Raw genomic sequence first — 25,804 nt, 5'->3', positions numbered from 1 at the left:
TCCCGCGCCGGAACTAACAATTTCATTTAGTTACTTTCTATTTATGCTTCCGCAATGTTTTCTTTTCTTTCAAAACCTCTATGGTGGCATCTTGAAGCAAATTCTTTCTTGAATTTCCCTTTTAATTCCTGATATTGCTCCTCATTCATTTCTCTGATTTTATCTGCCAATCCGAAAGGAGATTTTTCTTTGATTCCGTATTCTTCAAAAATACCTTTTACAAATCTTTTTCTTTGGATCGCTTTTTTTGCGATGATGGCAACTCCGGCAACTGCTAATGCTCCCAAAGCTCCTTTTAATACTGAATTTTTCATTTTTTCAAAATTTTAAATTTTACTACTTTGTTTTTTATATAGACGAATGAATCTTTAATTTTACTTTACTACTTCTAAAATTTAATTATTCGTTTGTTCTGTTGTTTCTGTTAAAGAATCCCCCTTCGCATTTACTTCTCCATACTTCTTTGAATTTTTCTCTTTCTTCAAGGGACAAATACATCATTTTCTCTCTCATTTTTCTTTCTTTAAAGTCTTTCATTCCTTTTCCGAAATGGAAACCTCCGAAAAGTATTTTACTTAAAATCAATATTCCCATTGCCTGCCAATATGTTATCGATTTCACTCCTAAAATATCAGGAAGAAGGCAATTCCAAAGTGCCATGACAATCCATGTAACTCCTAAAAAAATCAACGGGGGACATAGTATTAAAAAAATCCACCCTTTTTTATGTTTATGATTCATAATCTTTCTTTTTACTAACTATTTAAATCTTCGTATAATTTTCTCAATCTGTTTCTCAGATGCTTTACAGCATAGTTTTTACGACTGATAATTGTTTTTATGTTTTCGCCATGCTCATCGGCAATTTCCTGGAGTGTTTTGTCGTTGAGTTCGTTTTCTACGTAGACTAACCTTTGCTTTTCGGGTAATTCTTCTAATGCTTCAAACAGCTTTTTCCAGATTTCATCCTGAAACATTTTTACTTCCGGTCCTGCGCTTTCGTCCATCAGTAAAATATCTTTGATGGAAAAATCTCCGTCTTCATCTTCGTAGACGAAATCCTCTAAGTTTTCGGTTTTCTTTTTACGGTATTTATCCGTGATTTTATTAGCCGTAACTCTGTACAGCCAACCACCCACATTCACAATCTCAGACAAATTGGTGAGACTACTGAACTGATACCACACCTCCTGCAGAATATCTTCTGCATCTTCCGTATTTTTCACTTTCGGGCGAATGTACGACATCAGCTTTCCTCCGTACTTTGAAACGGTTTGCGAGATGATATTTTCCTTCTCCTTCTGTGGCATTGTTACTTTTTCGACAACCTCCATATTGCTATGACGATTGAAATTTTTGTTTTACTTTAATAAATTTAAAATATTTTTTGGAATTTTCAATTTTTCTTTTATTAATGGGATTTTGTAAGCTTCTTAATTTAACCACAAAAGTCACAAAAGATTTAGGTAAAATCTTTAAAGTTTATCTTTAGACTAAAAAAAGAACAAATAAGCCTTTAAAAATTCTGATTTTATTCTTTTGAGAGCTTTTATTATCTCATTAATATATTTGTAAATAGCTTTTTGTATCTTTTGTGGTTAAATTTAAAATTGATTTAAACGATTCAAAAAACAAAAACGGAAAGTAAAAAATTACCTTCCGTTCATTAATTATAAAAATATCGGTTTTACTTTTTCAGATTCTCAGCGAAGAAACCAAGCATCGATTTATAAAAATCTAGTCTGTTCTGTTCTTTTCCAAATCCGTGTCCTTCATCATATTTTACCATATACGGAACTTCAAAGCCTTTGCTTCTCAATCCTTTTACAATTTGGTCAGATTCGTTGATATTCACTCTTGGATCATTCGCTCCCTGAACCACAAATAATGGTTTTTTAATTTTATCGATCTGGAAAACCGGAGAAACTTCTTTGGCAATTTTTGCTTCTTCAGGATTATCAAGATCATACCAGATCTGTTTTACCATTTCTTTGTAAGGTTTCCAGTATTCAGGGAATGAGTCGAAGAAGGTAAAGATGTTGGAAACTCCTACATAATCAACCCCACAAGAATATAAATCAGGAGTTTTAATTAAGCCCATCAAAGTAGCATAACCTCCATGGCTTCCTCCATAAATAGCCACTTTATCTTTATCTACCCAACCTTGCTGAATAGCATATTTTACTCCGTCTTCTACATCATCCATTGCTTTTCTTCCGATCTGTTTGTATCCTGAAGTCTGGAATTCTTTCCCGTATCCTCCAGAAATTCTGAAGTTTACCTGTAATGTTGCGTATCCTCTGCTTGCAAACAATTGTGTTTCAGGATTGAATCCCCAATTGTCTCTAATTCCTTGCGGACCACCATGAGGGTTTACAATTAACGGAACTTTTTTACCGTCCAGAGCTGCTTTTGGGAGTGTAATATACCCATGAATCGTCAAACCATCACGGCTTTTAAATTCAATCGGTCTCATTTCTGCCATATCTTCTTCTTTCAGCTGTGGCATTAGATCGAAAAGTAGTTTTAGGCTTTTTGATTTGGTATCGTACTCGTAGTATTTCCCGTACAATTTATCGCTGCTTACGACAACCAGAAGTTTATTTTCATTATCATCTGAGGAAACAACGTAATATTGTTTATCTCCAAATTCTGATTTCAGTTTTGCATATACTTCTTTGTAAAATGTACTTACAGGAATCACCTCGTCTTTAATTCCGTTATAATTAATATAGTCCAGTTCGTAATTTCTATTTTTTTCAGCGGTACTTATTGAACTTACATCAAATGTCGGATTTGAATAGACTTCTTTGATGATTGCATTCTTCTTCAGATCATACAAAACGATTCTTGCTTTATCACTGTCTAAATTGGTTACAATGTAAGCCTCATCTTTATTTTTAGAATTATAATTAAAACCAATCACACTGAACGTATCTTTCCAGTCGGTTGATTTTAAAAGATTAAACTTTCCGGTCTGTAAGTCTTTATAATATGTTTTTGTGGTCAAACCGTTTTCAAGCACAGTATATCCTCTCAAATTTCCGTCTTTATCGAAAATATAGTCATCAATAGGACTTTTAGCATCTTTATTTTCATACAGCTGCGTCATTTCTCCCGTCTTGAAATTGATTTTATAAGGTTCAAAAATCTGCTTATTGTTCTTATTCATTGTCACAACAACATAATCAGTATCTTTAATTAACCTTATGGTTCCTAAAGTAATTCCTTCAAAAGGTGTTAAATCTTTAAGGTTTTTCCCATCGATATCTGCCGCATACAAATGAATATTTTCATTTCCGCCTTTGTCCTGGGTATAAAAAAGACGACTTTTATTGAGCCAGCCATAACTTCTTATAAGATCTTCTTTTTCAACAAGGGCTTTTGTGATTTTTCCGGATTTTAAGTCTTTTACATACACATGGTTTTTCATGTCTTTATCTTTCTCTTTGTAAGAAAGGTATTGTCCGTCCGGAGAAATTTTAAACTGTGAAGCTTTAGGTCTTGCAAAATAATCTTCAACTTTATATTTAAAGTTTCCTTTATCGTAAGAAATCAGTTTTTCTAAAGTAGCTTTGGAAGATACCAAAGTAGGATCGCCCGGTAATTTTGCCGTCGAGCTTTGTGCATGGATCATAATCGTAGATATTACAATGTGAGCGGTGGTTAGGATTTTGTGATTGAGGTTCATAACTTATATTTTAATTAGGTTTGTGATATTCATTTCATATAAAATAAACATTTAATAATAAGACACTTAAACTCCCCAAAAAGTTACATTATTTTTCAAATATTTGTGAAAAAACTTCAATATAAAAACCCGAAAGTTAATTTCCGGGTTATATATTATTTTAAATTGATTTTAAAATTAAGTGAGGTAAATTCCAAAATACCAGGTCCAAGCAATTAAAATGAGCTGCATCGGAATTCTTTCTTTATATAAATAATTCATTCCGGGACCGGTGTAATCGGCTTTGAAAATATTGATCTTTTTCTTTGAGGAATTGATATTGACCACAAAAACCAACACATAAAATATAATCAGCAAAATGGCTGTAGTTTCACGAATGGAAGGAATCATTAATCCAATTCCGGCTGCAATTTCAATAATTCCGGTAAAATATACCCAAAACATTTTAGCAGGAATAAATTCAGGAATCATCATTGCCATTCCTTTCTGAAATTTAAAATGAGAAAGTCCTGTGAATATGATAAAAACAGCCATTCCCAAATTTCCGGAAAATAAAAAATTCCAGCTTCCCTGAAAAATTTTAGTTCCCAACAAAGCCAGAATAAAAGTTACGAAAAGGATTCCTAATAATTTCATACTTTATATTTTCTCATCAATTACAAGAGTCTTTTTAGTTATTTTCAGCAAGGTTTTTTACCACTTCTAATCCTTTTGTAAAGCCTGTGTTCATATGTTCTTGCCATTCTTTTTCTACCTGAACTTCTGTATGAAGTTTCGTTTTCCCATCAAAATCGATCAGAATATATTTCTCAAAACAACCACTCCATTCCATTACTTCTTTACTATGAATATCCTCATTACCTTCTTTATCCACCATTCCTAAATGTTTAAAAATGATCTGATCAGGTTTTTCAATACTGTCAATCGTTGAAACCATTCCCGCTCCTTCTGCACTAAAAAAATAGGTTTTCCCTCCTACTTTCCAATCTGTCTTCATGATACATCCGGGAGCAAAGAATTTTGTCCATTCACCATACGTTTCAGCTCCCCAAAGAATATCCCAGATTTTCTCTTTCGGAGCATCGATTATTTTTTCGTAAGATAAAGTTTCCATAATGTTAATTTTAGCGATGATTTTATATTTTTCAAAGCTGATTTTCAGAGAGATTTTTTACAATTCCCAATGCCTTTGGAAATTTTTCTTCAAAAAATCCTTTGAACTCGGCCGGTGTCTGAATTTCACTTTTCAGTTTTGTACCTTCATCATTTTCTTCCAAGATATATGCTTCCGTTGCTTCTCCCCAATCCTGAGGAGCTTCTACTCCGCTATAAATTTCTCCAAGGTGTAAAAATTTAATTTCTTTTCCGGGAATGCTTTTTTCTACCCTGCTAAACATTCCGTTATTATTAGGATCTAAGAATTTTATTGTATTCCCCTCTTCTAATGTTCCCTGATAAAAGGAACCTTCCGTAAAAGCTGTTGTCCACTGTCTATACGAAATATCATCCCAAAGTACACTCCATACTTTTTCCGGAGATGCATTTATTTGTATTTCAAAAACTAGTTTTTCCATTACTTCAAATATTTTTTAGATTAATTTAAAATCACTTTTCGCAAACAAAATCTTCCCTACATCACATCAAACAACACGCCGAAAAATGAAAATAAATTATCTTTAAGAATTATAGGCATTTTCTAACTCTGCAATACTGATTTTCTGCATTTTCATCATTGCCTGTACCACCTTTTGAGCTTTTGCCTGATCCGGATCGCTCATCAGCTGAATGAGTTTTTTGGGAACAATCTGCCAGCTAAAACCAAATGGGTCTTTCAGCCAGCCACACATGCTTTCTCTTCCTCCATTAGAAGTCAGAGAGTCCCAATACTTATCTGTTTGCTCCTGATCATCGGTCATTACCACCATTGAAATTCCTTCGTTAAAATCAAATGGATGATCGTAAGAATTATCCATGCAGAAGAAATCGTAGCCATTAATTTCAAAGTGTGCGTGCTGAATATTTTCAGCCGGTTCAGGGATTGGATGTCCTTCACTTCCTTCTCCATATTTTAAAATATTACCTATTTTAGAGTTAGGGAAAATACTGGTGTATAATTGCATGGCTTTCATCGCTTTTCCATTGTTTTCATGAATGAACATCAAGGTTGGAATAATTTTCTGTTCGCTTGCTTTTTCTCCCAGAAAAATCTGCCAACTCACTCCGTATTTATCTTTAACCCATCCGTATTTTTTACTCCAAGAATAAGAGTCTAAAGGCATTAAAGCCATTCCGCCATCTAGTAACTGATCCCAATATTTTTGAACTTCAGCTTCTGTATCGCAAATGACCATAAAGGAAACGGAAGCATTTTTTGTAAAATGAGGTCCGCCATTTAAAAGCATTAGTTTTTGACCGAAAAGCTCAATATTCATTACAACAGGCGTATCTGCTGTAATTTTTCCGTCAAAAACTGTACAATAAAAATCTGCAGACTCTTTTGCTTCTCCGTCATACCAAAGACACGGAAAAATATCGTTATTCATAATTTTAAATTTATTTTTTATCGTTTAGTTAAAAGGAAGCAGTTAAGACTTTACTTCTTTTCAATACTAAACAATATTATTGATTTTCTAATTTTCTTTAAAAGAAACATTATTTTCTTTCATATAGTTCTTCAGCTTTTCCATTGTATTTTTCCCGAAACCATGCATCTGCATAATTTCTTTTTCAGAATAATCGGAAAGCTTTTCCAAAGAGTCTATCTTCTCCTTTCCTAAGGCTCTTCTCGCAGGCATTGCAATAACTCCTCTCAAAAAATCATTTTCTACAACATGATTAACAACGCAAATAGAGGTCAAACACTTCGCCATTATTATTAAGTTTATCATGATGGTTCAAAAGGTTTTTAATGATTTTCTACGTACTTATGGAAGTTATTCAGGATGGCATACCAACCGTCTCTTTGCATCTCAACAGAGTTTTGTTTTTCCGGATCGAAGTTTATTTTAACATTCGTCGTATTTTCATCAATTGTATCAAAAACCACTTCTACATTTCTTCCGTCTTCCATATGATATTTTATTTTTTCATTAGGAATCACTTCATCATAAACGCCTTCAAAATCAAACCCAAAGCTTCCGTCTTTTGCTTCCATTCTGTTCTTGAATTTTCCGCCCACTTTTAGATCGTTTTCAGATTTTGGGCATTGCCAAGATTCATGGGCAAAATTCCATTTTGTGATGTGCTTCGGACCGTTATAATAATCCCAAACCTTTTGTACAGGGGCCAAAATAGTGATGTCAATTTTAATAGGTTCCATATTTAATATTTTTGTGGTGGTAGAAAAGGGCAACTACAGTCAGTTACCCTTTTATATAATTTAGTTTTAAAGATAAGATTATTTCGTGTACTCTTCATTATAGTTTACCATCCAATGAACACCATATTTGTCTTGGAAGCTACCAAAATAGTCTCCCCAAAACTGATCTTCAATCGGCATTTCTACATTTCCGCCTTCAGAAAGACCTTTGAAAAGTCTGTCAGCTTCTTCTCTTGATTCCGGGAAAATTGAAACGTAATTGTTATTTCCAACATTCAGGTTCTGTCCGAAACTTGGAACAATATCCGAAGCCATTAACAAATCTCCTCCAATTGGAAGTGCAATGTGCATCACCCTGTTTTTTTCCTCATCTGATAGATTTTCAGTTCCCGGAGCATTTCCCATTTTGTGAATTTCACCTAAAAATTCACCTCCGAAAACGGATTTGTAAAAGTTGAAAGCTTCTTCTGCTTTTCCATCAAAATTTAAGTAAGGATTTAATTTAGCCATGATTTCTATTTTTTTAAGTTTTTTAGTTATTGTGAGCAAAGTAAACAGATTACTTTACTCTGATGTTTTGTTTTTAACGCAAAGAGCGCAAAGGTTTTCTTTAAATTTTTGAAAATATTTTTTTGTTCGCAAAGGCGTTTCACTCAGCGAAGTGCTGAGATTTTCATATACAATTCATTTGTCATTCTGAAGAAGGAAGAATCTATTTTGAATCGTGAGATTCTTCGCTCCACTCCGTTTCACTCAGAATGACAGTATTATCATTGAGTACTGAAACAGATAATTATTTTCTTTAATTCAAAAATTTCTCAACTTCACTTACTGTAAAGTCAATTAATTTTACGTCAACATTGCCCTCAAAATCTGCCATCATATAAGAACCGTGAGTCGCAGGAAGAATCATCAATTGAGAACTTTTCACTAAACGCCACATTTCTACAACATGTTCAGGTTTTATTACATCTTTGTCTCCTGAAATAAACAAAGTAGGAGATTTTATGCCTTTCAAAATATCTTCGTTCCAGTCTTCAAAAGCTTTCATTCTTCCGCTGTCTTTTTCAAACATATTTTCAAGGGCAGAAAAGTCCGGATTTAAGCTCAAAAAATTAATTTTCAAAGGTTCAGGCATTGAATCCAAAGTTGCATCCATCATACTTTCAAAAAAACCTTCTATCATTCCGCTTCTTTTAAAAAGTGCAGAAGCTACAACTAGTTTTTCTACCATTTCAGGATAAAGATGAGCGATTTGCATTACCGTGCTTCCCCCATTACTGAAGCCCCAAAACAAAGCTTTTTCGATATTAATTTCCTTCAGAAGAGCTGCAACATCATGTGCATCCTGTTCAAAAGTCTCTGGAATATCGCGATGTTCGGTCATTCCATGATTTTGCAGATCAATTCCTATTAACTGAAATTGATTTTCTAGTCTAGAAACGATTTCTTTGTAATCGAACAGAAATGAAGAACCTCCTCCGTGAATCAACACCAAAGGTTTTCCGGAACCATATATTTCGTAATACATTTTGATTCCATTCACCTCCTTATATCCTTTTTCTCGAAGATTCATTCTTAATATTTTAAGTCTTTATCAAAATCGTACTTCATTCCTTCGTAGCCCAGAATTCTTCGCATCAATCCGATTTGTCCGCACAGATAATCTTCACGGCCAATGCACATTCCTACAAAATTCAAGACCGTTTCCGGAAAGAAGTCAATATTCATTCCCATAGGAAAAGCTTTATCTAGTTCTTCGTCTGTTGCCTCCAGTAATCTTTGATAGACTAAAGGGGAAATTTTATGAAATTCTTCTTTCAATTCCTGTAAAGTAGGATACGTGAAGCTTTCATCTAAAGCCTTCCCCTGAAAGAAAAAGTCTTTATATTTAAATTCTTCGGTAAACCCGAGAACAAATCCTAATCCATAACGCATATCCAGAAAATTCCCAACCATCCAAATGATGTGATTGGTTCTTCCTTCTATTCTTTTTAAAGCGTCTTCTTCTGAAATTCCGTCAAGAACCAACAAAAAAGTCTGACTGTGTCCTCGATAAGCAGGAATTATGATCTCTAATTTTTTTGATATTGGTGTGTCCATTTTGTTTGATTTTTATTAATTGTTTTAAAAATTATCTCTTTCCGAATAAGGAATATGAAAACCTTCTTCCACAAATTTTCTTAGAATTCGTAAGTACATCGCCCAACAGAAAGAGGTTTGCTTAAAATGCTCATTTGTCAATTTCCAATCGTTGTGGTAAAAACTTAATTTGGTTCCGTTTTGAGTTTCTTTTAAAATAAACCCGACTCTTGTTCCTGTCCAGTCTTGGTCTGCCTCAGTCATGAGATATTCAATTTCAAAAGGTGGATTAAGTTTTGTAACTTTTCCTTTCCACTTATATTCTTCTGAAAATTCAAAAACATACTCTGAACCTAGCTCCGGTTTTCCTTGGGAATAATGCGTCCACCATTCATTTAAAAATTCGGGAACGGAAACCATTCTAAAAGTATTTTCTATGGTTGCCCCGACTTTTAGATCATGTAGAATTGAAAAAGAGTTTTCCATAATGAGTATTTTATTTGATAGCACCGGGTTTCCCAAGAATTCTTCTTACATAACCTAATTGTCCACTATGGTAAATTTCATGAAAACAAAGTATGGAAACATCTTTAATTTGTTCCGGATTGAAGCTTTCCATTGTATTCAATTTTGACTCTAGTCTATCCTGAGATTGTTTTAAATAGGATGTAAGCTCATCAAAAGACACAAATTCATCTTTTCTCTCTAAAGGAATTGCACCTCTGTTATAACATGAAAATTTTTCATTATCCCAAACCGATTCTTCCCCTAAAATATTCAGTAAGGGATTTCTGATGTAGATTAAATGTCCTAACACCCAGTTCAGACAATTGGCTTCACCATTAGGAAAAATCAAAGCTTCCTCATTGGTAGTCCCCTCAATATTCATTAAGATTACTTTATAGTTGCTTGAAATTTGAATCTTGATAATTTCAATATCCTTTTTCATATTTTTGGATTTGGAGGTTTGAATTTTCCCACAGTTTTTTACAAATAATGATGCTTATAGTGAGATTTTTAAATTTATATGTCTTGACCACCCCGTCAAAAATTCTTTGAATTTTCGCCACCCCTTCACTGGAGGGGAATTTGAAGTGCTTTCAATAATTCTGAGTGAGATTAATTTATTCGGTCGGGAGTTGAGAAGAATCTGCAAAAATGACATTCCAACCGTGTCCGTTGATGTCCCAAAAAGAATTTTGATACATCCAACCATGATCCTGCGGTTCTTCATGCTGATAAGCTCCGTTGGCTACAGCAGCATTTACCACCTGATCTACTTCTTCCCGACTATCTAAACCGATTGCCACCAAAACCTGTGTAGTATCTCCTTTTGGAACCGGTCTTTCAGAAAAAGTCTGGAAAAATTCTTCCGTCAGAAACATGATCTGCATATTCTCATTCATCATTACACAAACTGCCTTTTCATCAGTAATCTGTTCGTTGATCGGAAATCCTACGTTTGTCCAGAATTCCTTAGTTTTCTGAATATCTTTTACCGGAAGATTAACATAAATCTGATTGATTTTCATTGTATAATTTTTTAGTGTTAAACTTGAGCAAAGTAGCTGTATTATTCGGTCGGAAGCTTAGACATGTCTGCAAACATTACTTCCCACTGGTGCCCGTTTAAATCTGAAAAAGCACTTTGATACATCCAGCCGTGATCTTGTGGCTCGCTATATTTTGAGCCGCCGTTTTCAATAGCCGTTTTTACCATTCCATCCACTTCTTCACGACTGTTGACTCCAATGGCAAGAAGTGTCTGAGTAGTCTCTCCTTTTGCAACCGGTCTGTCTGTAAACGTCTGAAAAAACTCTTCTTTTAAAAACATGGTATAAATATGATCTTCTTTCATAATGACACAAATTGCTTTTTCATCTGAGAATTGTTCATTAATGGAAAACCCTAGTTTCGTCCAAAATTCTCTTGTTTTCTGAACATCTTTTACCGGAAGGTTTACGTAAATTTGATTGATTTTCATTTTGTAATTTTTTTAGTGTTAAACTTTTATTCAAAATTACCAAGTCACCATGAAAGTCAACTTGCCATAAGGCAAGATTTAATTTTTATTTGGATGTGATACCAATTCTTTACGAATTCGGCTCAAAGAAGTATCGGTAACTCCCAGATAGGAAGCAATTTGCTTTAACGGAGCAAACTGTATCACATGAGGTTTCTGTTCTAATAGATTAAGGTAGCGTTTCGTTGCGGAAAGCGTAAACATTTCTACCGAACGTTGTTTGTATACAAAAAGCTGCTGAGACATCCATGCTCTTCCCCATTCTCTGAGGTTGGGAATCTTGTGGAATAGCTCCTGAAAAGTTTCAAAATCAAATTTCCAGCATTCACAGTCTGTAATGCAGACAATATTTTCCTGTGTCGGAATCCTCTGAAATAATGAAGAAACTTCAATAATCACTTCATTTTCCACAAAAAAGTGAGTCGTCACTTCATTCCCGTTAAAATCATTGACAAATGAACGAACCAGTCCTTTCTCCAAAATATAGTACTCATTGGCTGTTTTTCCTTCTTCCAAGATGAAATCGCCTTTCTGAAAAAATACTTTTTCATGAGCCTGAAATATCTCATCGAGCTCTTCCTGTAGGAAAAACGGGAAATCATAGCAGATCTCTAAGGCTTTATTGCTCATCAAATTCAATGTTTTTTTATAGGGTTTTAAAATTAGAATTTTTATCTGAACTGATGAAGAAAATATTAAACAAAATAATAAATACGACATGACATATTAATGTAATCCATTACATATAAGTACCATAAACTATTTATATTAATTACAAATTATTAAACAATAACTTTATGGTTGTTATTATAAATCTAATAAAGTAAAATGAAGAACCTTAAAATAAAGAAAGCTGAATTGGTTTTGGAGAAGATGGTTTCTGGGCATCTCCAAAAACGGTTTTACCGCCAAAACGCCATGAATTTTGCCTTTCTTCTTCAATAACCTGCTCAATATCAAAATCGGGTGTAAAATCTTTCTCTGTTGCTTCAATAATCTGATGAAGTTTATTAAGTGTATTTAATTTATCCGAGTTTCCAAGCTTGGATTTTTCAATTCCTGTTTTAAGAATTTGAATACTTTCGTCATAGATTTTTGTCGGAACAGGAAAAGGATGGCCGTCTTTTCCGCCATGAGCAAAAGAAAATCTTGCAGGATCTTTGAATCTCGAAGGTGCTCCGTGAATCACTTCACTCACCAAAGCCAAAGACTGCATCGTTCTTGGCCCTACTCCTTCCAACATCAATAAATCTTCAAAGTTTTGCGGCTGTTGTTCTCTTGTTATATACAAAAGGGCACCTAGGCGCTTCAAATCTACATCGGAAGCCTGAACATCATGATGAGCGGGAAGAATAAGTCTTGCGAAATCGCTCATAATTTCCGCAGAATCAGTATGAGAGATTTCTAAAATCCCTTTCCGATTTTCTGAAGCTTCAGAAGCTGTTAAATTTAAAATCTGACCTCTGGAAATTCCATTAATTCCTGTATGAGGTTCTTCAACAAAGGATTTTATATTTTCTGAATGCCAATGATAGCGTCTTGCTGTTCCATCAGATTCGTGCATTCCTTGCTGAACGACGCTCCAATTTCCGTTATCGGATAGAATAAAATTATGCAGATATAATTGATACCCATCCTGAATAGCCGTATTATCAACTTTTGCAGAAAGTTTGCTTGCTTTTACCAGATCTTTTCCATTCAAACCTGTTTTATCAGCAATCTGAAGTAATTCTGAAGGAGTATCTCTGGAAAATTTACCTTTTCCTCCACAAATATAAAGTCCCAGAGACTGAGAATTTGGATTAATCGATCGTTTCAAAGCGCCCATGACAGAGGTTGTAATTCCTGAAGAATGCCAATCCATTCCCATCACCGCACCAAAACTCTGAAACCAAAACGGATCTGCCAATCGACGAAGAACTTCATCTTTACCATAATCCATTAAGATCACCTCCACAATAGAAAGTCCGAGAATTGACATACGCTCATACAGCCAAGGTGGTACTTTGCCATAATGTAAAGGTAAATCTGCTGTTCCGGAGCGTTTCATTTTGTAAAGGTAGGCGTATTGTTTTTAATTTTTATTGATTTGAGTCAGCAATTGTAAATGTAGATTTCTCCTTTCGTCGAAAGCACAGTCCTTATTTTTGAATCATGCATATTTAAACAAAAAGTCCTGCAAAAAATTTTCACAGGACCTTATAGAATTTTTTATTTCTATTATCTTATTTTAATGCTGCTAGAGCTACTTCATAATTTGGTTCGTGTACAATTTCAGAAACCTGTTCTGTATACACTACTTTATTATTTTCATCTGTAACAATTACAGCACGGCTCAAAAGACCTTTCATTGGAGAATCAGCAATTGTCACTTCATAATCATCACCAAAGCTACCTCTGAAATCTGAAAGAGTTTCTACATTGTTCAACCCTTCAGCTGCACAGAATCTTCCTAATGCAAAAGGCAAATCTTTAGAAACGTTGATTACAACAGTGTTTTCTAAATTTGAAGCTTCTTCATTAAATTTTCTTGCAGAAGCTGCACAAATTCCTGTATCAATAGAAGGAAAAATATTGATCACTTTTTTCTTTCCATCAAAGTTTTCCAAAGTCTTCACATTCAAATTAGAATCTACCAAAGCAAAATCTCTGATTGTTGTTCCTACTGACGGAAGAACTCCTACTGTATGTATTGCGTTTCCTTTTAACGTAATAGTCGTTGACATAAATTTATTTTTTAAGTTTTTTCAAATTTAATCAAAATGATGAGCTTTTTAAACTTATTCAAGGTTAAATTAATCATAAAGTGAGAATAAAAATACTTATATCCGACAATCATAATTTTAAATTAAAATTTATTTATCTTCGCAGACTTAAAAAACATTAACCATGCGAAGAAAAATTACTTTCCTTTTATTCGCTGTACCTGTTTTCGGTTTTGCACAATCTGTGATTGGCAATATTAACTCCGGAGCAGTTTCTGCGGATAATTTCACACATTCTGTCGGGGAAATCTACGTGATTCCTATCGATCCTGACCAGGCAAACTCCGGCACAATGGGAATTTATTATCAATCTGTTTTACAAGTATTAGGTATTTCTGAACTTGAAAAAGACGATATAAAAATCTACCCCAACCCTACAGCTGATTTCATTTATGTAAAATTAAATTCAAAATCAAAAATTGAAGGTGTAGAAATTTATGATCTTTCAGGAAAACTTGTTTCAAAAACAAAACTGGAATCAGAAAAATTAGATTTAAGACATCTTCCACAAGGTGTCTATATGATTGTTTTCAAAAATTCTGACATCAAACCAATTAAAATCATTAAAAAACCTTAAAAACCATTTGAACATGAAAAAATTATACGCAACTATAGGATTATTTCTTGCAACATTATTAAGCGCGCAAGTTCCACAAGCTTTTAGTTATCAAACAATTGCATTCAATGCATCCGGAGCGCCTATTGCTAACGGTAATGTTGCTTTGAGAATAAGCATTTTAGAAAACTCTGCGACAGGAACAGTTTTATACACAGAAACCCATACTAAAACAACCAATGCTAAAGGTTTGGTCAACCTAAATATTGGACAAGGTACAGCAACAACAGGAACTTTTGCAGGTATTAACTGGGGAACCAACACAAAATTTGTGAAAGTGGAAATGGATCCTGCAGGCGGAAGTAATTATACAAATGTTGGGGTAAATCAATTAATGACAGTCCCTTATGCTCAAGTGAGTAAAACTGTTGTAACAGGTGCAGGGCAAGGAATTACTTTAGTTTCTCCAAATGGAACAAATTATACTTTAAATGTTGATGACGCTGGAAATTTAAATTTACCTCAATCTTCTAGTGGAAGCAGTTCTTTACCTTTGAATCTTTATCTTTACGGCTCATATAATTCATTTAACCCTTCAGGAGCAGAACTTTTGAGAGTTGTAAATTCTTGGAAACAAGGTTACAAATATTTTCCTGCAAACACTCAATTAAAATTTATTGCTGCACAAAATGCTTCTGCGCAAGTTTATGGAAGTGATACAAACAATCTAATTATTCCTAATGGAAACAGTTATACAGCATCTTCAAACGGCTTTTATTCCATAAAAGTCTTTAATTCCACAATATGGGGAAGTGTTGCAATGTATTCTGCTACTTTAGAAAATTTTACACCTCAAATTGATTTCATAGGTTCAGGTCCTTCTTCAATGACACCTTTAACTTACAATGTTGCGACCAACAAATTTTCAACACAGGTTTATGGAGTTACAAGTAATTCTCCAACATTTGTCATTACATTAAATCAAGAAGAATTAGGTGATAATTTAAATGATGGAAATTTTGATATAGATGGAGCACCAATTATGATTCCTAATACAACGACAACTCCAAAAAATTATAAAATTGAATTTAATGTAAATTTTGACGGAACCGGAACTTACACAATTACTCAAATATAAATTTAAAGAGGCAACAGCCTCTTTTTTTATGTAAAAGAAGTTGAAAAAAGAATCATAATCACTAAATTTGTGAGTCTTAAAAAATCAAATAATAAATAACAGTATAATGTCAGACAAATCAAAAATCTATTACACCCTTACGGATGAGGCTCCAATGTTGGCGACACACTCGTTTTTACCGATTGTAAAAGCTTTTACAAAATCAGCAAACATCGAGATCGCAGTTCCGGATATTTCTTTGGCTGGAAGAATTTTAGCAAACTTCCCTGAATTTTTGAATGATGATCAGAAAATCGGTGATGCTTTAGCTGAATTGGGTCAATTGGCTACTCAACCTGATGCAAACATTATCAAATTACCCAATATTTCAGCTTCTGCGCCTCAATTAGATGCTGCTATCGCTGAATTACAGGCTAAAGGTTTCGCAGTTCCAAATTATCCTGCAGAGCCTAAAAATGACGAAGAAAAAGCAATTAAAGCTAAATATGCTAAAGTTTTAGGAAGTGCTGTAAACCCTGTATTAAGAGAAGGAAATTCTGACAGACGTGCTCCAAAAGCTGTTAAAAATTATGCAAAAGCAAATCCTCACAGAATGGGAGATTGGGCTTCTGATAGCAAAACTGACGTTGCTCACATGGACAACGGAGATTTCTACGGAACTGAAACTTCTACCACTCTTGAGAATGCTACAAAATATAAAATCGTTTTCAAAGGAAATGATGGTGCTGAAACTTTATTAAAAGATTTCGCAGGTCTTCAGGCTGGTGAAGTGATCGATTCTTCTGTAATGAACTTAAACGCTTTGAGAGCTTTTGTACAACAAGCTATTGAAGAAGCTAAAAACAGAAACGTACTTCTTTCTGCTCACCTGAAAGCTACGATGATGAAAATCTCTGATCCAATTATCTTCGGAGCTATCGTAGAAACTTTCTTTAAAGATGTTTTCACTAAATATGCTGAAACTTTCAAGTCTTTAGATATTAATCCAAACAACGGTCTTGCTGATCTTTTCGATAAAATCAAAGGAAATGCTCAGGAAGCTGAAATTAAAGCTGATATCGAAGCTGCTTTGGCAAACGGACCAAGAGTGGCAATGGTGAATTCTGATAAAGGAATTACGAATTTCCATGTTCCTTCAGACATCATTGTTGATGCTTCTATGGCTGCTTTAGTAAGAGGTGGAGGTAAAATGTGGAACAAAGAAGGAAAAGAAGAAGATACAGTGGCTATCATTCCAGATCGTTCTTACGCAGGTTTCTACCAAGCTGTAATTGATGATATGAAAGCTCACGGGAAGTTAGATCCTACAACGATGGGTTCTGTTCCAAACGTTGGTTTGATGGCTCAAAAAGCTGAGGAATACGGTTCTCACGACAAAACATTCCAGGCTTCTGCTGAAGGAACTATTGAAGTTCAGGATGAAAACGGAAACGTTCTTCTTTCTCAGAAAGTAGAAAAAGGAGATATTTTCAGAATGTGTCAAACTAAAGATGCTCCAATCCAAGACTGGGTAAAATTAGCGGTAAACAGAGCTAGACTTTCTGATACGCCTGCTATTTTCTGGTTAGATAAAGGAAGAGCTCATGATAGAGAAATGATTAAAAAAGTTGAAAAATACTTAGCTGATCACGATACAAACGGTCTTGATATTAAAATTCTTGACGTAAAAGATGCAATGACTGAAACGTTGCAAAGAGCAAGAGAAGGAAAAGATACGATTTCTGTTTCTGGAAACGTATTGAGAGATTATTTAACAGATCTTTTCCCAATTCTTGAGCTTGGAACTTCTGCTAAAATGCTTTCTATCGTTCCATTAATGAATGGTGGTGGTTTATTTGAAACTGGAGCTGGAGGTTCTGCACCAAAACACGTTGAGCAGTTCATCGAAGAAGGATATTTAAGATGGGATTCTCTAGGTGAATTCTTAGCACTTCAGGCTTCTTTAGAGCATTTGGCACAAACTCAAGGGAATACAAAATCTCAGGTTTTAGCTGATGCGTTGGATGAAGCAAACGCAAAATTCTTAGCAACAGATAAATCTCCTGCAAGAAAAGTAGGACAAATCGATAACAGAGGTTCTCACTTCTATTTAGCAATGTATTGGGCTGAAGCATTGGCAAACCAGACTGCAGATGCTGAATTAGCTGCTCAGTTCGCTCCTGTTGCTGATGCAATGAAAGAAAACGAAGAAGTGATTAATGCTGAATTAATCGGTGCTCAAGGAAAACCTCAACAAATTGACGGTTACTACAAAACTGACACGTACAAAACGTATGCAGCTATGAGACCAAGCACTGTTTTAAATGAAATCATCGACGGAATTTAATTTTCGGTTTTGATATATAAATAAAAGCTCCTTTTTTAAGGGGCTTTTTTTATTTGAAAAAAGATGATGTAATTGAATCTATTTTTACCACCCCGTCAAAAATTCTTTGAATTTTCGCCACCCCTCCAAAGGAGGGGAATTATGGAGGATGTCCATTATAAAATACCGACGAGCTTTCAAATCATACCGCATCTATTACCTATTACCTAGCCTCTACAATCACTCTCCGATGTTCCCTCCCCCAAATAATCATTTCCTGAATGATATTTCCAAACGTTCGGCAATATTCTGTAGGTTCGTATTCTATTAAGACAGGCGTTTCCGGATAAACGGTTCGTTTTACCAGTTTATTCAGTTCCATATCTTTTAATTCTTTTGAAAGCATTCTTGTAGTAATCCCGGGAATACTTCTTTCAATTTCACGAAAACGTCTGTTACCGTTGCATAATGAATTAATTACAGGAATTCTCCACTTACCTCCGATAAAGTAAAGGGTGTCTTGCAATGCTCTAAGCTCTTCGGTCTGATCTCTTTCCATAGATGCAAAATTAAATGATATCATTGATGATGCTGGTATACTCTGTGATACTGATTACAAAAGTATACCAATTTGAAATAACTTTGTCAAAAATTTTAAAGAAATGAAAAAGTTTAACAACAAATTAGCCATCGTAACTGGCGGAAACAGCGGAATCGGATATGCAACCGCAAAAGAATTAATAGAAGAAGGTGCAAAAGTAATCATCACAGGAAGAAGAAAAGAAGCAGTTGAAAAAGCAGCAGAAGAATTGGGAGCAATTCCGTTTGTGGCAGATCAGGCTAATCTTGATGATATTGAGGTATTAAAAAAAGAAGTTGAATCCCAATATGGAAAAGTAGACATTCTATTTATCAATGCAGGAATTACAGGAGGTTTAATTCCTATTGAAAATATGTCTGTTGAAAATTTTGACAGTGTCATGAATATTAACTTCAGAGGAGCTTATTTCACTTTAAGCAAATTCATTCCTTTGCTGAATGACGGAGCTTCTGTTGTTGTTTTATCATCAATTGTAGCCTCAACTTACAAACCTAACAGTTCAGTTTATCAGGCGAGTAAAGCGGCTTTAAATTCAATTGCAAAAACGGCAGCAGCAGAATTAGCACCAAGAAAAATTCGTGTAAATATGGTAAGTCCGGGACCTACAAAAACCGAAGTAATGACTAAAGCAGGATTGGATGAAGCAACCTTAAACGGATTAAACGACTATTTAATCGATCTTATTCCCTTGAAAAAAATGGGAACGGCAGAAGATGTTGCAAAGCTCGTCACTTATTTATCAGACAATACTATTTCAAGTTTCATCACCGGAACAGAAATCATTGTAGACGGAGGAATGGTATTATAAGAAATCTGTTTACGTTTTTTCTTTAACCACAAAAGAGGCAAAAGCTATTTATACATATATAGATCTTTTACTTCTTTTGTGGTTAATTTTAGCATTAACTTAAACATATTTAAGAATAAAACAGGATGATAGAAGCTCAAAATCGTACAAAACGTTTTTTCATGATCCTTGCTTTCCAATTAAACTTTCAAAATTCCATTTTCACCTTCCGATTTGTCCGGTTCACCTAATTTCATATTTCAAAACCTTCTTCAAGCCTCTACTTTTGAGCCATAAAAAAATCAATTATGGACTCAATAAAGAAAAAAAGAAAGGTAAATCTCATTGCCATAGTGTTTCTAGCAATTCTGGGCATCTTCGGTGTTTTACAGCTTTTCAATAAGCCATTAGAAGGAAAATCTGTTGCAAAGAAAATTGAAGCTCCCCGCGAAGTTCTCGCTATTCTGGAAAATTCATGTTTTGCCTGTCATTCCAACGAGCAAAAACTAGCTTGGTATGATAAAATTGCCCCCATTTCTTGGGCAGTGGATAAAGATGTAAAAAGAGCCCGAGAAGTTCTTAATTTTTCAGAATGGAATTATTCCGAAGGTGAGCATCAAGGAAAAATGTATGCTATCCTTAATATGATGCAAAGCGGAAAGATGCCACTTCACGAATATACACTCCTTCACCCTTCTGCAAAGATTACTCCTGAAAATATTGAAACAATAAGAAAATATACGCTTTCACTTTCCAGTGTTTCACCTGTAAAAAAAGAAACGCAAGATGTTCATGAGAATGCTCAAACATCAGAAAAAATTAGCCCTTCAACATTTCCAGTTTCTCCCAACGGTGTAAAATATACGGATGAATATAAAAAATGGAAAGTTATCAGTATGAGTACGCTTTTTGACAATTCAATCCGTGTCATTTACGGAAATGATATTGCGGTAAAAGCCATTGAAACAGAAAATTTTCATCCTTGGCCAGATGGAAGTGTTGTTGTAAAATCTGTCTGGAAACAGGAAAAATCAGCCAATGGAGAAATTCGAGCCGGAGACTTTGTAAATGCCCAGTTCATGGTTAAAGATTCTAAAAAATATACTGATACAGAAGGTTGGGGATTTGCAAAATTTTCAGGAAATGATCTTCATCCTACAGGAAAAACAGCATCATTTGCAAAAGAATCTTGCATTGCCTGTCACAGACAGTTAGCTGAAAAAACGGGATATCTGTTTGATGTACCCATGAAAGTAAATACCGAAAGATTAATTAAAAACCTACAGAAATAATGAAAAAAATATTCCTAATCATCGTATCAATTTGTGCCCTATTCACTGCCTGTAAAATAGATGAACCCGATAAAGATTTAAAACGAATCGTTTTTGATCCCGGAAATTTACAGTTCATTTCAACTTCATTAAATCCAACAAAAGAAACATCTTCTGCTTTGTATGGAAATCCAGAAGCTTTGAAATCTTTAACCCATGAAAATCATCAGCCAGATCCCAATTCTGAATTTAAACTGGTGACTTGGAAATACCATGAAAATCCGCAGTACATCGGAGGAACCATCACAGGAGAACTGCTAAGTATAGAAACTCTCAGCGTTGATAAAAACGGAAATATTTCCTACAAGATCCAAAACTCTTCAGAAAAAGAAAAAATTCAGCCGAATAAAGAAGAAAAAATACAATATATTTTGAGTTACAACCCCGTCGTAAGACCTTAAATAAAATTAAAAATGAAATCTGAAAGTCTGGAGTTGAAAAATCAGCTCCGGATTTTTGAGTGAAATGTAAATTATCAATTCACTATTAAATTCAAAGCATTTTACCTACCTTAACACCTTTAAAATCCGCAGTTGTCATGCAACAACAAAAAATAAAAATCTCACAGGCCGTTATTTGGATAAGCTCCCTTTTTTTGGGAATATTATCTTCGGTTCCGCAACTCGCTTCCCATGCATTCAACTGGGAAGAAGCGGTAGTAAATTCAGCCATAACCGCTGCTTTTTCTGTCATCATGTGGTATCTCAATATTTATATGCTGAACCGGAATTCAGGAAAAAGACGTCAGAATATTTCCTATTCAAGACTGATGATTGTTCTGGCTTTCGGGATGATCGTGATGCTTGGTTTGGCGTGGATTCAGCAGCTTATCTTATCGCATATTAATTTTGGACCGACCATGTTAATGATCGAAGTTCGCGGAATCCTGATCAACCTCGTATGTTATATGTTTCTCACTTTATTGCAAAATAATTATGCCGGACAACAGGTTCAGCTGGAGTTGGAAAAAGTAAAAAGCGACAATCTGGGTGCTCAGTTTGAGCTATTAAAGCAGCAGATCAATCCACATTTTCTTTTTAACAGTTTAAATACATTAAAATCTATGGCGGAAACGAATGATTCTGAAACCGTGGATTTCATCATGAAGCTTTCTGATTTTTACAGATTTACACTGGAAAGCAGAAAACTGGATCTTATTACCGTTCAGGAAGAAATGAACATCATCAATTCGTATATTTTTCTACAAAAAGCCCGTTTTGGTGAAGGAATTACACTTACTCAGAAATTAAATGAAAATGTTCTAAAAACATTAATTCCTCCTTTTACTTTGCAATTATTGGTGGAAAACTGTATTAAACATAATATTGTTTCACAAAGCAAACCTTTACACATCAAAATCTACGATACGGACAACAAGATCGTCATTGAAAATCCCATTCAGAAAAAAATGACTGTTGAAGATTCACTGGGAATCGGACTCGACAATGTAAAATTACGTTACCAACACCTGCTTGAACAGGAAATTGAAATTAATTCCGACGAAAAAACCTTTCAAATAAAACTCCCTCTTATCCATGAATATAATCATTATTGAAGACGAATTCAGAGCTGCAAAATCCCTTCAGAATTTAATCACAGAATTAAAACCTGAAGCAAAAATCATTGGAGTTTACGACAGCATTGAAATGAGCATTGAAGCGCTGAAAGACAGCAAACCTGATCTTATTTTCATGGATATTCATCTGTCAGACGGATTATCCTTTGAAATCTTTAAGCAGGCTGAAATCACCTGTCCAGTGGTTTTCTGTACCGCTTTCGATCAGTACATGCTCGATGCCTTTAAAAGTAAAGGAGTCGATTATGTGCTGAAACCTTTTTCACGTGAAGATATTGCCGAAGCTTTCAGAAAAGTGGATGAATTAAAGAAATTCTTTCAGAAAACAGAACTTCCCGACCTTGAAGCTCTCATACAGAAAATTACGCAGCCCCAGACTCCTGCAAAAACAAGTTTTTTAGTTTTTAAAAATCAGAAATACACGACTATTCTAACGGAAAACATTGCCTATTTCTTTATTCACAATGAGATTACGCATTTGATGACTTTTGATAAGCAACAGTTTCAGCTTACCCAAACACTCGGGCAAATTGCAGAACAGGTTTCTCAAAAGCAGTTTTTCAGAGTGAACCGACAATACATCGTCAATTTCAGTGCGATCAAAGAAATGGAGCATTATTTTCAGCGAAAAATATTAGTAAAGTTAACCGTTGAAACTCCGGAGCAGCTCTTGATCAATAAAGAAAAATCTCATAGTTTTTTCAGCTGGTTGGAAGACCGCTAAAACTACAATCTTCCCTCTTTCAGCATCCTGCTAAAAAATTTTAAGTTTATAAAATACAGGTTCACCATTCATTTTGTCCGGTTGAACCTTTTTTGTATTCTTTTGCCTCGGAAAGGTATCTACTTTTGAATCAAAATTAAAAGAAATGATACTAAAGAATCTAATAGGAACGGCAGTTTTCGTAGCATTACTATTCGCCGTATCCGCATTCGTTTACCAGGAAAAAAACGAAACGGCACCACAACGTACCTCAACAAAAGCAAACAATAACAGATTTGCCGTGTTGGAATTATTCACTTCCGAAGGCTGTTCAAGCTGTCCACCCGCAGATAAGCTGATGGGAGAAATTGAAGAAAAGTATAAAGATCAGCCGGTCTATATTCTCTCTTATCATGTAGATTACTGGAATAATCTGGGTTGGAAAGATAAATTCAGCAGCGCGGAAAATTCCAGACGCCAACAGCAATATGCCCAGACTTTACATTCACAGGTGTACACACCACAATTGATCGTAAACGGTAAAAAGGAATTTGTAGGTTCTGATCAGGAAGCGGTAGAAAATTCAATCCAAACTGCTTTACTAAATTCTGATAATGCTACAATTGATCTGTCTGCAAAGGCTTCTGAAAAAGAAATCAGTGTAAATTTTAAAACTTCAGAAAGTAATTCTCAAAATAAAGTACTCATTACGCTGGTTGAAAAAAAATCTTCCACTCATGTACAAAAAGGTGAAAATGAAGGCCGTCATCTGATTCACTGGCAGATTGTTCATCAACAGAATCAAATTGCTTTAAAAAACACTACAACAGGAGCAACAAGCTTTAAACTTCCGAAAAATTTCAATACAAATGACTGGGAAATTATCGGAATGATCCAGAATATGAAATCGGGGGAAATTCTTGGTTCTACAAAAGCTTCTTTATAAAACATCATCTCCTTTGTCATTCTGAATGAAGTGAGAGCTAAATGAAGAATCTATTATTTGAAGTTGAGATTCTTCCTTCGTCAGAATGACAACGGACTGCAAAAATTATTATAAAAAATCAACTTAAAAATATTAACAACTTAAAACAATAAAAAAAATGGAAACAAAAACAGAAAAAATCATCTTTTGGTCAGGCGCAATCTTTATGTCTCTTTGGTTTGGAGCAAGCGGTTTCTTTGAACTGACAAAAAATCCGGTAGTTTGGGATATCACACAACAATTAGGTTATCCGTCTCATTTCATCTACATTTTGGGCGTATTCAAATTATCCGGGATTATCGTTTTATTACTTCCAAATAGGTTATTAAGATTAAAAGAATGGGTATTTGCTGGAATGTTCTTTGATATTATTTTCGCCTTTTTCTCAAAAATTGCAGTGCTTGGTTTTCCGGCAACCATTGATGCCATCGTCGCATTCACTGTGCTTTCTGTCACTTATTTTATGTTCAGAAGAATCTATGATCAGAAAGTAGTTTTAGAAAGAATTTAAAGTAAAAATAAAACTCATCCGTCTTTAATAAGACAAATATCAACTTTTCAAATTACTTATGTAAAGATAAAACCTCTCAATATCCGAGAGGTTTTATTGTAGAAAATTATGAGTAGAAAATATAAATATGGGTATTAACGATTAAGAAAGTATTCTGGATGTTAATCAATAAAACAGACATAAGCCTATTATTCTTAAATACAACTTAATGGTTCAAATTCTTTATTTTTAAAATTAAGTATGTGCTTTTCTGAATTTAATCATACTTAAAATAAACAATCCCAGCATTCCTAAGACAAAGTAACCTTCTGCAACCTGTAACTGAATCTGAGGTTTAATGATCGCCACAATTCCGTAGCTGAGTGCCGATGTGATGATAAAAGCAATTCCGCCTGTCAAACCACCTGCAATTCCTGCCGAATTCGGGAATCTTCCGATACAGTATGAAAAATAGTTATTAAAAATAAATCCGGCCGTCACATGAATTAAAAAAGCAAATGCAACCAGGCTGTAAATATTATTTGAGAAATAAGAAGCTGCAAACATCAGAATGATCAACATCAACTGAATAAAGTTAGCATAGCGAATTTTAGGTAAAAATGCTTTATTAATCAATGCTTTTCCTAAAAACCCTCCCGTCATCCATGCAAAACCAAGGATAAGGGAAACGTAGCCTGCAACCACTTCCGAATAGCCCATTTTATGCTCAATGATAAATGATCCACATAGATTGAAAAACATAATCATTGAATAGCTCAATCCGCACATCAGCATTCCGTAGAAGAAATCTTTTGCTTTAAACATAGACTCATATTCTTTCAACAGGAATTCAATGTGAAAAGGATTTCTTTTTTTCAGTGTCTCTCCGGAGAATAGGAATTCTAACACTAAAAGCAATGCACTGTATCCCGCCAATACATAGAAGTTTGACTGCCATCCGAAATTTTTCTGCAAATACCCTCCGATAAACGGTGCAATGATGGGCCCGACAGACCAAACAATGGTCATGATGCTCAAATAATGTTTTCGTTCGTCTCCTTCATACACATCTACGAAAAATGCTCTTTTAGAAACTACGGCAAAACCTGACAAAACACCTTGTAATATACGCATTGCATAGATCACAAAAATATTCTGAGTGGTCGCTGTGATTAAAAACGATACCACAAATAAAGCCAGTGAAGCCATTGAAACTTTATACCTTCCGAAAGAGTCTACGATGCTTCCCGCAAAGAACTGGGTAAGTCCGTAACTGATTAAAAATATGGATAAAGTAAGCTGAATATTGCTTTCCGTCTGATGCAGTTCGGTCGCCATACTCGGCATTGAAGGCAGATAAATATCGGTTGCTAAACCCGACATCGGAATTACGGCGAATGCTAAAATTGTAGCAATAAATTTATTTTTTTCTTTGAGTGTTACCATTTCTTT

General features: G+C 34.6%; 32 protein-coding genes. 10 read left to right on the top strand and 22 right to left on the bottom strand.

The features are described 5' to 3' along the window. Positions 1-41 precede the first annotated feature (41 nt). The 20 genes from RM51_RS17465 to tpx form a co-directional block, all read right to left on the bottom strand. The gene (locus RM51_RS17465) at positions 42-314 is read right to left on the bottom strand and encodes a hypothetical protein (protein ID WP_039372631.1); all 273 of its coding nucleotides are present in this window, start codon (positions 312-314) and stop codon (positions 42-44) included. Between the two features lie 85 nt (positions 315-399). Continuing rightward, the gene (locus RM51_RS17460) at positions 400-741 is read right to left on the bottom strand and encodes a hypothetical protein (RefSeq protein ID WP_039372628.1); all 342 of its coding nucleotides are present in this window, start codon (positions 739-741) and stop codon (positions 400-402) included. 14 nt (positions 742-755) lie between these two features. Beyond that, positions 756-1,334 (bottom strand): RNA polymerase sigma factor, encoded by a 579-nt coding sequence (locus RM51_RS17455; RefSeq protein ID WP_039372626.1) that lies wholly within the window; start codon positions 1,332-1,334, stop codon positions 756-758. 353 nt (positions 1,335-1,687) lie between these two features. After that, positions 1,688-3,691: a S9 family peptidase gene (locus RM51_RS17450; RefSeq protein ID WP_039372623.1), complete on the bottom strand. Its 2,004-nt coding sequence runs from the start codon at positions 3,689-3,691 to the stop codon at positions 1,688-1,690. 177 nt (positions 3,692-3,868) lie between these two features. Further along, positions 3,869-4,327 carry a DoxX family protein gene (locus tag RM51_RS17445; RefSeq protein ID WP_039372620.1) on the bottom strand — a complete coding sequence of 153 codons (459 nt, stop codon included), beginning with the start codon at positions 4,325-4,327 and terminating at the stop codon, positions 3,869-3,871. Positions 4,328-4,361: 34 nt separating this feature from the next. Continuing rightward, positions 4,362-4,805 (bottom strand): SRPBCC family protein, encoded by a 444-nt coding sequence (locus tag RM51_RS17440; RefSeq protein WP_039372618.1) that lies wholly within the window; start codon positions 4,803-4,805, stop codon positions 4,362-4,364. A gap of 31 nt (positions 4,806-4,836) precedes the next feature. Then, positions 4,837-5,265, bottom strand: a complete 429-nt coding sequence (locus RM51_RS17435; protein ID WP_039372617.1) for an SRPBCC domain-containing protein — start codon at positions 5,263-5,265, stop codon at positions 4,837-4,839. A gap of 102 nt (positions 5,266-5,367) precedes the next feature. Next, positions 5,368-6,234 carry a VOC family protein gene (locus tag RM51_RS17430; RefSeq protein WP_039372614.1) on the bottom strand — a complete coding sequence of 289 codons (867 nt, stop codon included), beginning with the start codon at positions 6,232-6,234 and terminating at the stop codon, positions 5,368-5,370. 87 nt (positions 6,235-6,321) lie between these two features. After that, entirely contained in the window at positions 6,322-6,561 is a 240-nt protein-coding gene (locus RM51_RS17425) for a helix-hairpin-helix domain-containing protein (RefSeq protein WP_117590357.1), read from the bottom strand. 35 nt (positions 6,562-6,596) lie between these two features. Further along, positions 6,597-7,010 carry an SRPBCC family protein gene (locus RM51_RS17420; RefSeq protein WP_039372608.1) on the bottom strand — a complete coding sequence of 138 codons (414 nt, stop codon included), beginning with the start codon at positions 7,008-7,010 and terminating at the stop codon, positions 6,597-6,599. A gap of 78 nt (positions 7,011-7,088) precedes the next feature. Further along, positions 7,089-7,520, bottom strand: coding sequence for a VOC family protein (locus RM51_RS17415; RefSeq protein ID WP_039372606.1), 432 nt, complete (start codon positions 7,518-7,520; stop codon positions 7,089-7,091). A gap of 292 nt (positions 7,521-7,812) precedes the next feature. Next, positions 7,813-8,586, bottom strand: coding sequence for an alpha/beta fold hydrolase (locus RM51_RS17410; protein WP_039372604.1), 774 nt, complete (start codon positions 8,584-8,586; stop codon positions 7,813-7,815). A 2-nt stretch (positions 8,587-8,588) separates the two neighbouring features. After that, entirely contained in the window at positions 8,589-9,113 is a 525-nt protein-coding gene (locus RM51_RS17405) for a DinB family protein (RefSeq protein ID WP_039372601.1), read from the bottom strand. Positions 9,114-9,137: 24 nt separating this feature from the next. Further along, complete coding sequence (locus RM51_RS17400; RefSeq protein ID WP_039372599.1) at positions 9,138-9,578, bottom strand: SRPBCC family protein; 441 nt, start codon at positions 9,576-9,578, stop codon at positions 9,138-9,140. Positions 9,579-9,588: 10 nt separating this feature from the next. Continuing rightward, positions 9,589-10,041, bottom strand: a complete 453-nt coding sequence (locus tag RM51_RS17395) for a hypothetical protein (protein ID WP_039372596.1) — start codon at positions 10,039-10,041, stop codon at positions 9,589-9,591. Between the two features lie 175 nt (positions 10,042-10,216). Continuing rightward, a complete protein-coding gene (locus RM51_RS17390) occupies positions 10,217-10,624 on the bottom strand; it encodes a VOC family protein (RefSeq protein WP_039372588.1) in 408 nt (135 codons plus the stop codon). A 41-nt stretch (positions 10,625-10,665) separates the two neighbouring features. Beyond that, on the bottom strand, positions 10,666-11,076 hold the full coding sequence (locus RM51_RS17385; protein ID WP_039372586.1) for a VOC family protein: 411 nt from the start codon (positions 11,074-11,076) through the stop codon (positions 10,666-10,668). Positions 11,077-11,154: 78 nt separating this feature from the next. Further along, positions 11,155-11,745: a Crp/Fnr family transcriptional regulator gene (locus RM51_RS17380; protein WP_052248552.1), complete on the bottom strand. Its 591-nt coding sequence runs from the start codon at positions 11,743-11,745 to the stop codon at positions 11,155-11,157. 208 nt (positions 11,746-11,953) lie between these two features. Continuing rightward, on the bottom strand, positions 11,954-13,165 hold the full coding sequence (locus RM51_RS17375) for a DUF763 domain-containing protein (protein ID WP_039372584.1): 1,212 nt from the start codon (positions 13,163-13,165) through the stop codon (positions 11,954-11,956). 175 nt (positions 13,166-13,340) lie between these two features. Beyond that, a complete protein-coding gene (gene tpx, locus RM51_RS17370; protein ID WP_039372581.1) occupies positions 13,341-13,841 on the bottom strand; it encodes a thiol peroxidase in 501 nt (166 codons plus the stop codon). Between the two features lie 163 nt (positions 13,842-14,004). Here tpx and RM51_RS17365 point away from each other — a divergent pair, with 163 nt between their 5' ends. The 3 genes from RM51_RS17365 (at position 14,005) to RM51_RS17355 (ending at position 17,900) form a co-directional block, all read left to right on the top strand. Then, complete coding sequence (locus RM51_RS17365; RefSeq protein ID WP_039372579.1) at positions 14,005-14,457, top strand: T9SS type A sorting domain-containing protein; 453 nt, start codon at positions 14,005-14,007, stop codon at positions 14,455-14,457. A gap of 13 nt (positions 14,458-14,470) precedes the next feature. After that, on the top strand, positions 14,471-15,574 hold the full coding sequence (locus RM51_RS19210) for a cadherin repeat domain-containing protein (RefSeq protein WP_052248551.1): 1,104 nt from the start codon (positions 14,471-14,473) through the stop codon (positions 15,572-15,574). Between the two features lie 106 nt (positions 15,575-15,680). Beyond that, the gene (locus RM51_RS17355) at positions 15,681-17,900 is read left to right on the top strand and encodes an NADP-dependent isocitrate dehydrogenase (RefSeq protein ID WP_039372576.1); all 2,220 of its coding nucleotides are present in this window, start codon (positions 15,681-15,683) and stop codon (positions 17,898-17,900) included. A 202-nt stretch (positions 17,901-18,102) separates the two neighbouring features. On the opposite strand, the gene RM51_RS17350 is transcribed toward RM51_RS17355, so the two are convergent. Beyond that, positions 18,103-18,438 carry a winged helix-turn-helix transcriptional regulator gene (locus RM51_RS17350; protein ID WP_039372574.1) on the bottom strand — a complete coding sequence of 112 codons (336 nt, stop codon included), beginning with the start codon at positions 18,436-18,438 and terminating at the stop codon, positions 18,103-18,105. Between the two features lie 103 nt (positions 18,439-18,541). Between RM51_RS17350 and RM51_RS17345 the strand changes: the two genes are divergently transcribed. From RM51_RS17345 to RM51_RS17315, 7 genes are all read left to right on the top strand, one after another. Beyond that, complete coding sequence (locus RM51_RS17345; RefSeq protein WP_039372570.1) at positions 18,542-19,288, top strand: SDR family oxidoreductase; 747 nt, start codon at positions 18,542-18,544, stop codon at positions 19,286-19,288. 287 nt (positions 19,289-19,575) lie between these two features. Continuing rightward, complete coding sequence (locus RM51_RS17340; RefSeq protein WP_039372567.1) at positions 19,576-20,559, top strand: heme-binding domain-containing protein; 984 nt, start codon at positions 19,576-19,578, stop codon at positions 20,557-20,559. Beyond that, the gene (locus tag RM51_RS17335; RefSeq protein ID WP_039372565.1) at positions 20,559-20,999 is read left to right on the top strand and encodes a hypothetical protein; all 441 of its coding nucleotides are present in this window, start codon (positions 20,559-20,561) and stop codon (positions 20,997-20,999) included. The genes RM51_RS17340 and RM51_RS17335 overlap by 1 nt, the downstream gene beginning before the upstream one ends. Before the next feature lie 137 nt (positions 21,000-21,136). Continuing rightward, positions 21,137-22,153 carry a sensor histidine kinase gene (locus RM51_RS17330; RefSeq protein WP_039372562.1) on the top strand — a complete coding sequence of 339 codons (1,017 nt, stop codon included), beginning with the start codon at positions 21,137-21,139 and terminating at the stop codon, positions 22,151-22,153. Beyond that, a complete protein-coding gene (locus RM51_RS17325; RefSeq protein ID WP_039372561.1) occupies positions 22,134-22,898 on the top strand; it encodes a LytR/AlgR family response regulator transcription factor in 765 nt (254 codons plus the stop codon). The genes RM51_RS17330 and RM51_RS17325 overlap by 20 nt, the downstream gene beginning before the upstream one ends. Positions 22,899-23,043: 145 nt before the next feature. After that, a complete protein-coding gene (locus RM51_RS17320) occupies positions 23,044-23,823 on the top strand; it encodes a DUF1223 domain-containing protein (protein WP_039372559.1) in 780 nt (259 codons plus the stop codon). Positions 23,824-23,980: 157 nt separating this feature from the next. Further along, the gene (locus RM51_RS17315; protein ID WP_039372557.1) at positions 23,981-24,373 is read left to right on the top strand and encodes a DoxX family protein; all 393 of its coding nucleotides are present in this window, start codon (positions 23,981-23,983) and stop codon (positions 24,371-24,373) included. A 234-nt stretch (positions 24,374-24,607) separates the two neighbouring features. Here the strand turns inward: RM51_RS17315 and RM51_RS17310 are convergent, their stop codons facing one another. After that, positions 24,608-25,798: an MFS transporter gene (locus RM51_RS17310; protein WP_039372555.1), complete on the bottom strand. Its 1,191-nt coding sequence runs from the start codon at positions 25,796-25,798 to the stop codon at positions 24,608-24,610. Between the last annotated feature and the right edge of the window lie 6 nt (positions 25,799-25,804).

Source organism: Chryseobacterium taiwanense, assembly GCF_000813825.1.
Taxonomy (GTDB): Bacteria; Bacteroidota; Bacteroidia; order Flavobacteriales; family Weeksellaceae; genus Chryseobacterium; species Chryseobacterium taiwanense.
The sequence above is the reverse complement of the archived record's forward strand: the minus strand, read 5'-3'. Positions and strand labels throughout refer to the sequence as shown.

Coding starts and splice junctions, on each gene's coding strand:
- RM51_RS17365 (WP_039372579.1), top strand. CDS start 14,005: ATGCGAAGAAAAATTACTTTCCTTTTATTCGCTGTACCTGTTTTCGGT.
- tpx (WP_039372581.1), bottom strand. CDS start 13,841: ATGTCAACGACTATTACGTTAAAAGGAAACGCAATACATACAGTAGGA.
- RM51_RS19210 (WP_052248551.1), top strand. CDS start 14,471: ATGAAAAAATTATACGCAACTATAGGATTATTTCTTGCAACATTATTA.
- RM51_RS17465 (WP_039372631.1), bottom strand. CDS start 314: ATGAAAAATTCAGTATTAAAAGGAGCTTTGGGAGCATTAGCAGTTGCC.
- RM51_RS17395 (WP_039372596.1), bottom strand. CDS start 10,041: ATGAAAAAGGATATTGAAATTATCAAGATTCAAATTTCAAGCAACTAT.
- RM51_RS17415 (WP_039372606.1), bottom strand. CDS start 7,520: ATGGCTAAATTAAATCCTTACTTAAATTTTGATGGAAAAGCAGAAGAA.
- RM51_RS17325 (WP_039372561.1), top strand. CDS start 22,134: ATGAATATAATCATTATTGAAGACGAATTCAGAGCTGCAAAATCCCTT.
- RM51_RS17380 (WP_052248552.1), bottom strand. CDS start 11,745: ATGAGCAATAAAGCCTTAGAGATCTGCTATGATTTCCCGTTTTTCCTA.
- RM51_RS17455 (WP_039372626.1), bottom strand. CDS start 1,334: ATGGAGGTTGTCGAAAAAGTAACAATGCCACAGAAGGAGAAGGAAAAT.
- RM51_RS17345 (WP_039372570.1), top strand. CDS start 18,542: ATGAAAAAGTTTAACAACAAATTAGCCATCGTAACTGGCGGAAACAGC.
- RM51_RS17375 (WP_039372584.1), bottom strand. CDS start 13,165: ATGAAACGCTCCGGAACAGCAGATTTACCTTTACATTATGGCAAAGTA.
- RM51_RS17400 (WP_039372599.1), bottom strand. CDS start 9,578: ATGGAAAACTCTTTTTCAATTCTACATGATCTAAAAGTCGGGGCAACC.
- RM51_RS17430 (WP_039372614.1), bottom strand. CDS start 6,234: ATGAATAACGATATTTTTCCGTGTCTTTGGTATGACGGAGAAGCAAAA.
- RM51_RS17390 (WP_039372588.1), bottom strand. CDS start 10,624: ATGAAAATCAATCAGATTTATGTTAATCTTCCGGTAAAAGATATTCAG.
- RM51_RS17335 (WP_039372565.1), top strand. CDS start 20,559: ATGAAAAAAATATTCCTAATCATCGTATCAATTTGTGCCCTATTCACT.
- RM51_RS17385 (WP_039372586.1), bottom strand. CDS start 11,076: ATGAAAATCAATCAAATTTACGTAAACCTTCCGGTAAAAGATGTTCAG.
- RM51_RS17330 (WP_039372562.1), top strand. CDS start 21,137: ATGCAACAACAAAAAATAAAAATCTCACAGGCCGTTATTTGGATAAGC.
- RM51_RS17420 (WP_039372608.1), bottom strand. CDS start 7,010: ATGGAACCTATTAAAATTGACATCACTATTTTGGCCCCTGTACAAAAG.
- RM51_RS17350 (WP_039372574.1), bottom strand. CDS start 18,438: ATGGAAAGAGATCAGACCGAAGAGCTTAGAGCATTGCAAGACACCCTT.
- RM51_RS17440 (WP_039372618.1), bottom strand. CDS start 4,805: ATGGAAACTTTATCTTACGAAAAAATAATCGATGCTCCGAAAGAGAAA.
- RM51_RS17425 (WP_117590357.1), bottom strand. CDS start 6,561: ATGGCGAAGTGTTTGACCTCTATTTGCGTTGTTAATCATGTTGTAGAA.
- RM51_RS17340 (WP_039372567.1), top strand. CDS start 19,576: ATGGACTCAATAAAGAAAAAAAGAAAGGTAAATCTCATTGCCATAGTG.
- RM51_RS17405 (WP_039372601.1), bottom strand. CDS start 9,113: ATGGACACACCAATATCAAAAAAATTAGAGATCATAATTCCTGCTTAT.
- RM51_RS17460 (WP_039372628.1), bottom strand. CDS start 741: ATGAATCATAAACATAAAAAAGGGTGGATTTTTTTAATACTATGTCCC.
- RM51_RS17445 (WP_039372620.1), bottom strand. CDS start 4,327: ATGAAATTATTAGGAATCCTTTTCGTAACTTTTATTCTGGCTTTGTTG.
- RM51_RS17450 (WP_039372623.1), bottom strand. CDS start 3,691: ATGAACCTCAATCACAAAATCCTAACCACCGCTCACATTGTAATATCT.
- RM51_RS17410 (WP_039372604.1), bottom strand. CDS start 8,586: ATGAATCTTCGAGAAAAAGGATATAAGGAGGTGAATGGAATCAAAATG.
- RM51_RS17435 (WP_039372617.1), bottom strand. CDS start 5,265: ATGGAAAAACTAGTTTTTGAAATACAAATAAATGCATCTCCGGAAAAA.
- RM51_RS17320 (WP_039372559.1), top strand. CDS start 23,044: ATGATACTAAAGAATCTAATAGGAACGGCAGTTTTCGTAGCATTACTA.
- RM51_RS17315 (WP_039372557.1), top strand. CDS start 23,981: ATGGAAACAAAAACAGAAAAAATCATCTTTTGGTCAGGCGCAATCTTT.
- RM51_RS17310 (WP_039372555.1), bottom strand. CDS start 25,798: ATGGTAACACTCAAAGAAAAAAATAAATTTATTGCTACAATTTTAGCA.
- RM51_RS17355 (WP_039372576.1), top strand. CDS start 15,681: ATGTCAGACAAATCAAAAATCTATTACACCCTTACGGATGAGGCTCCA.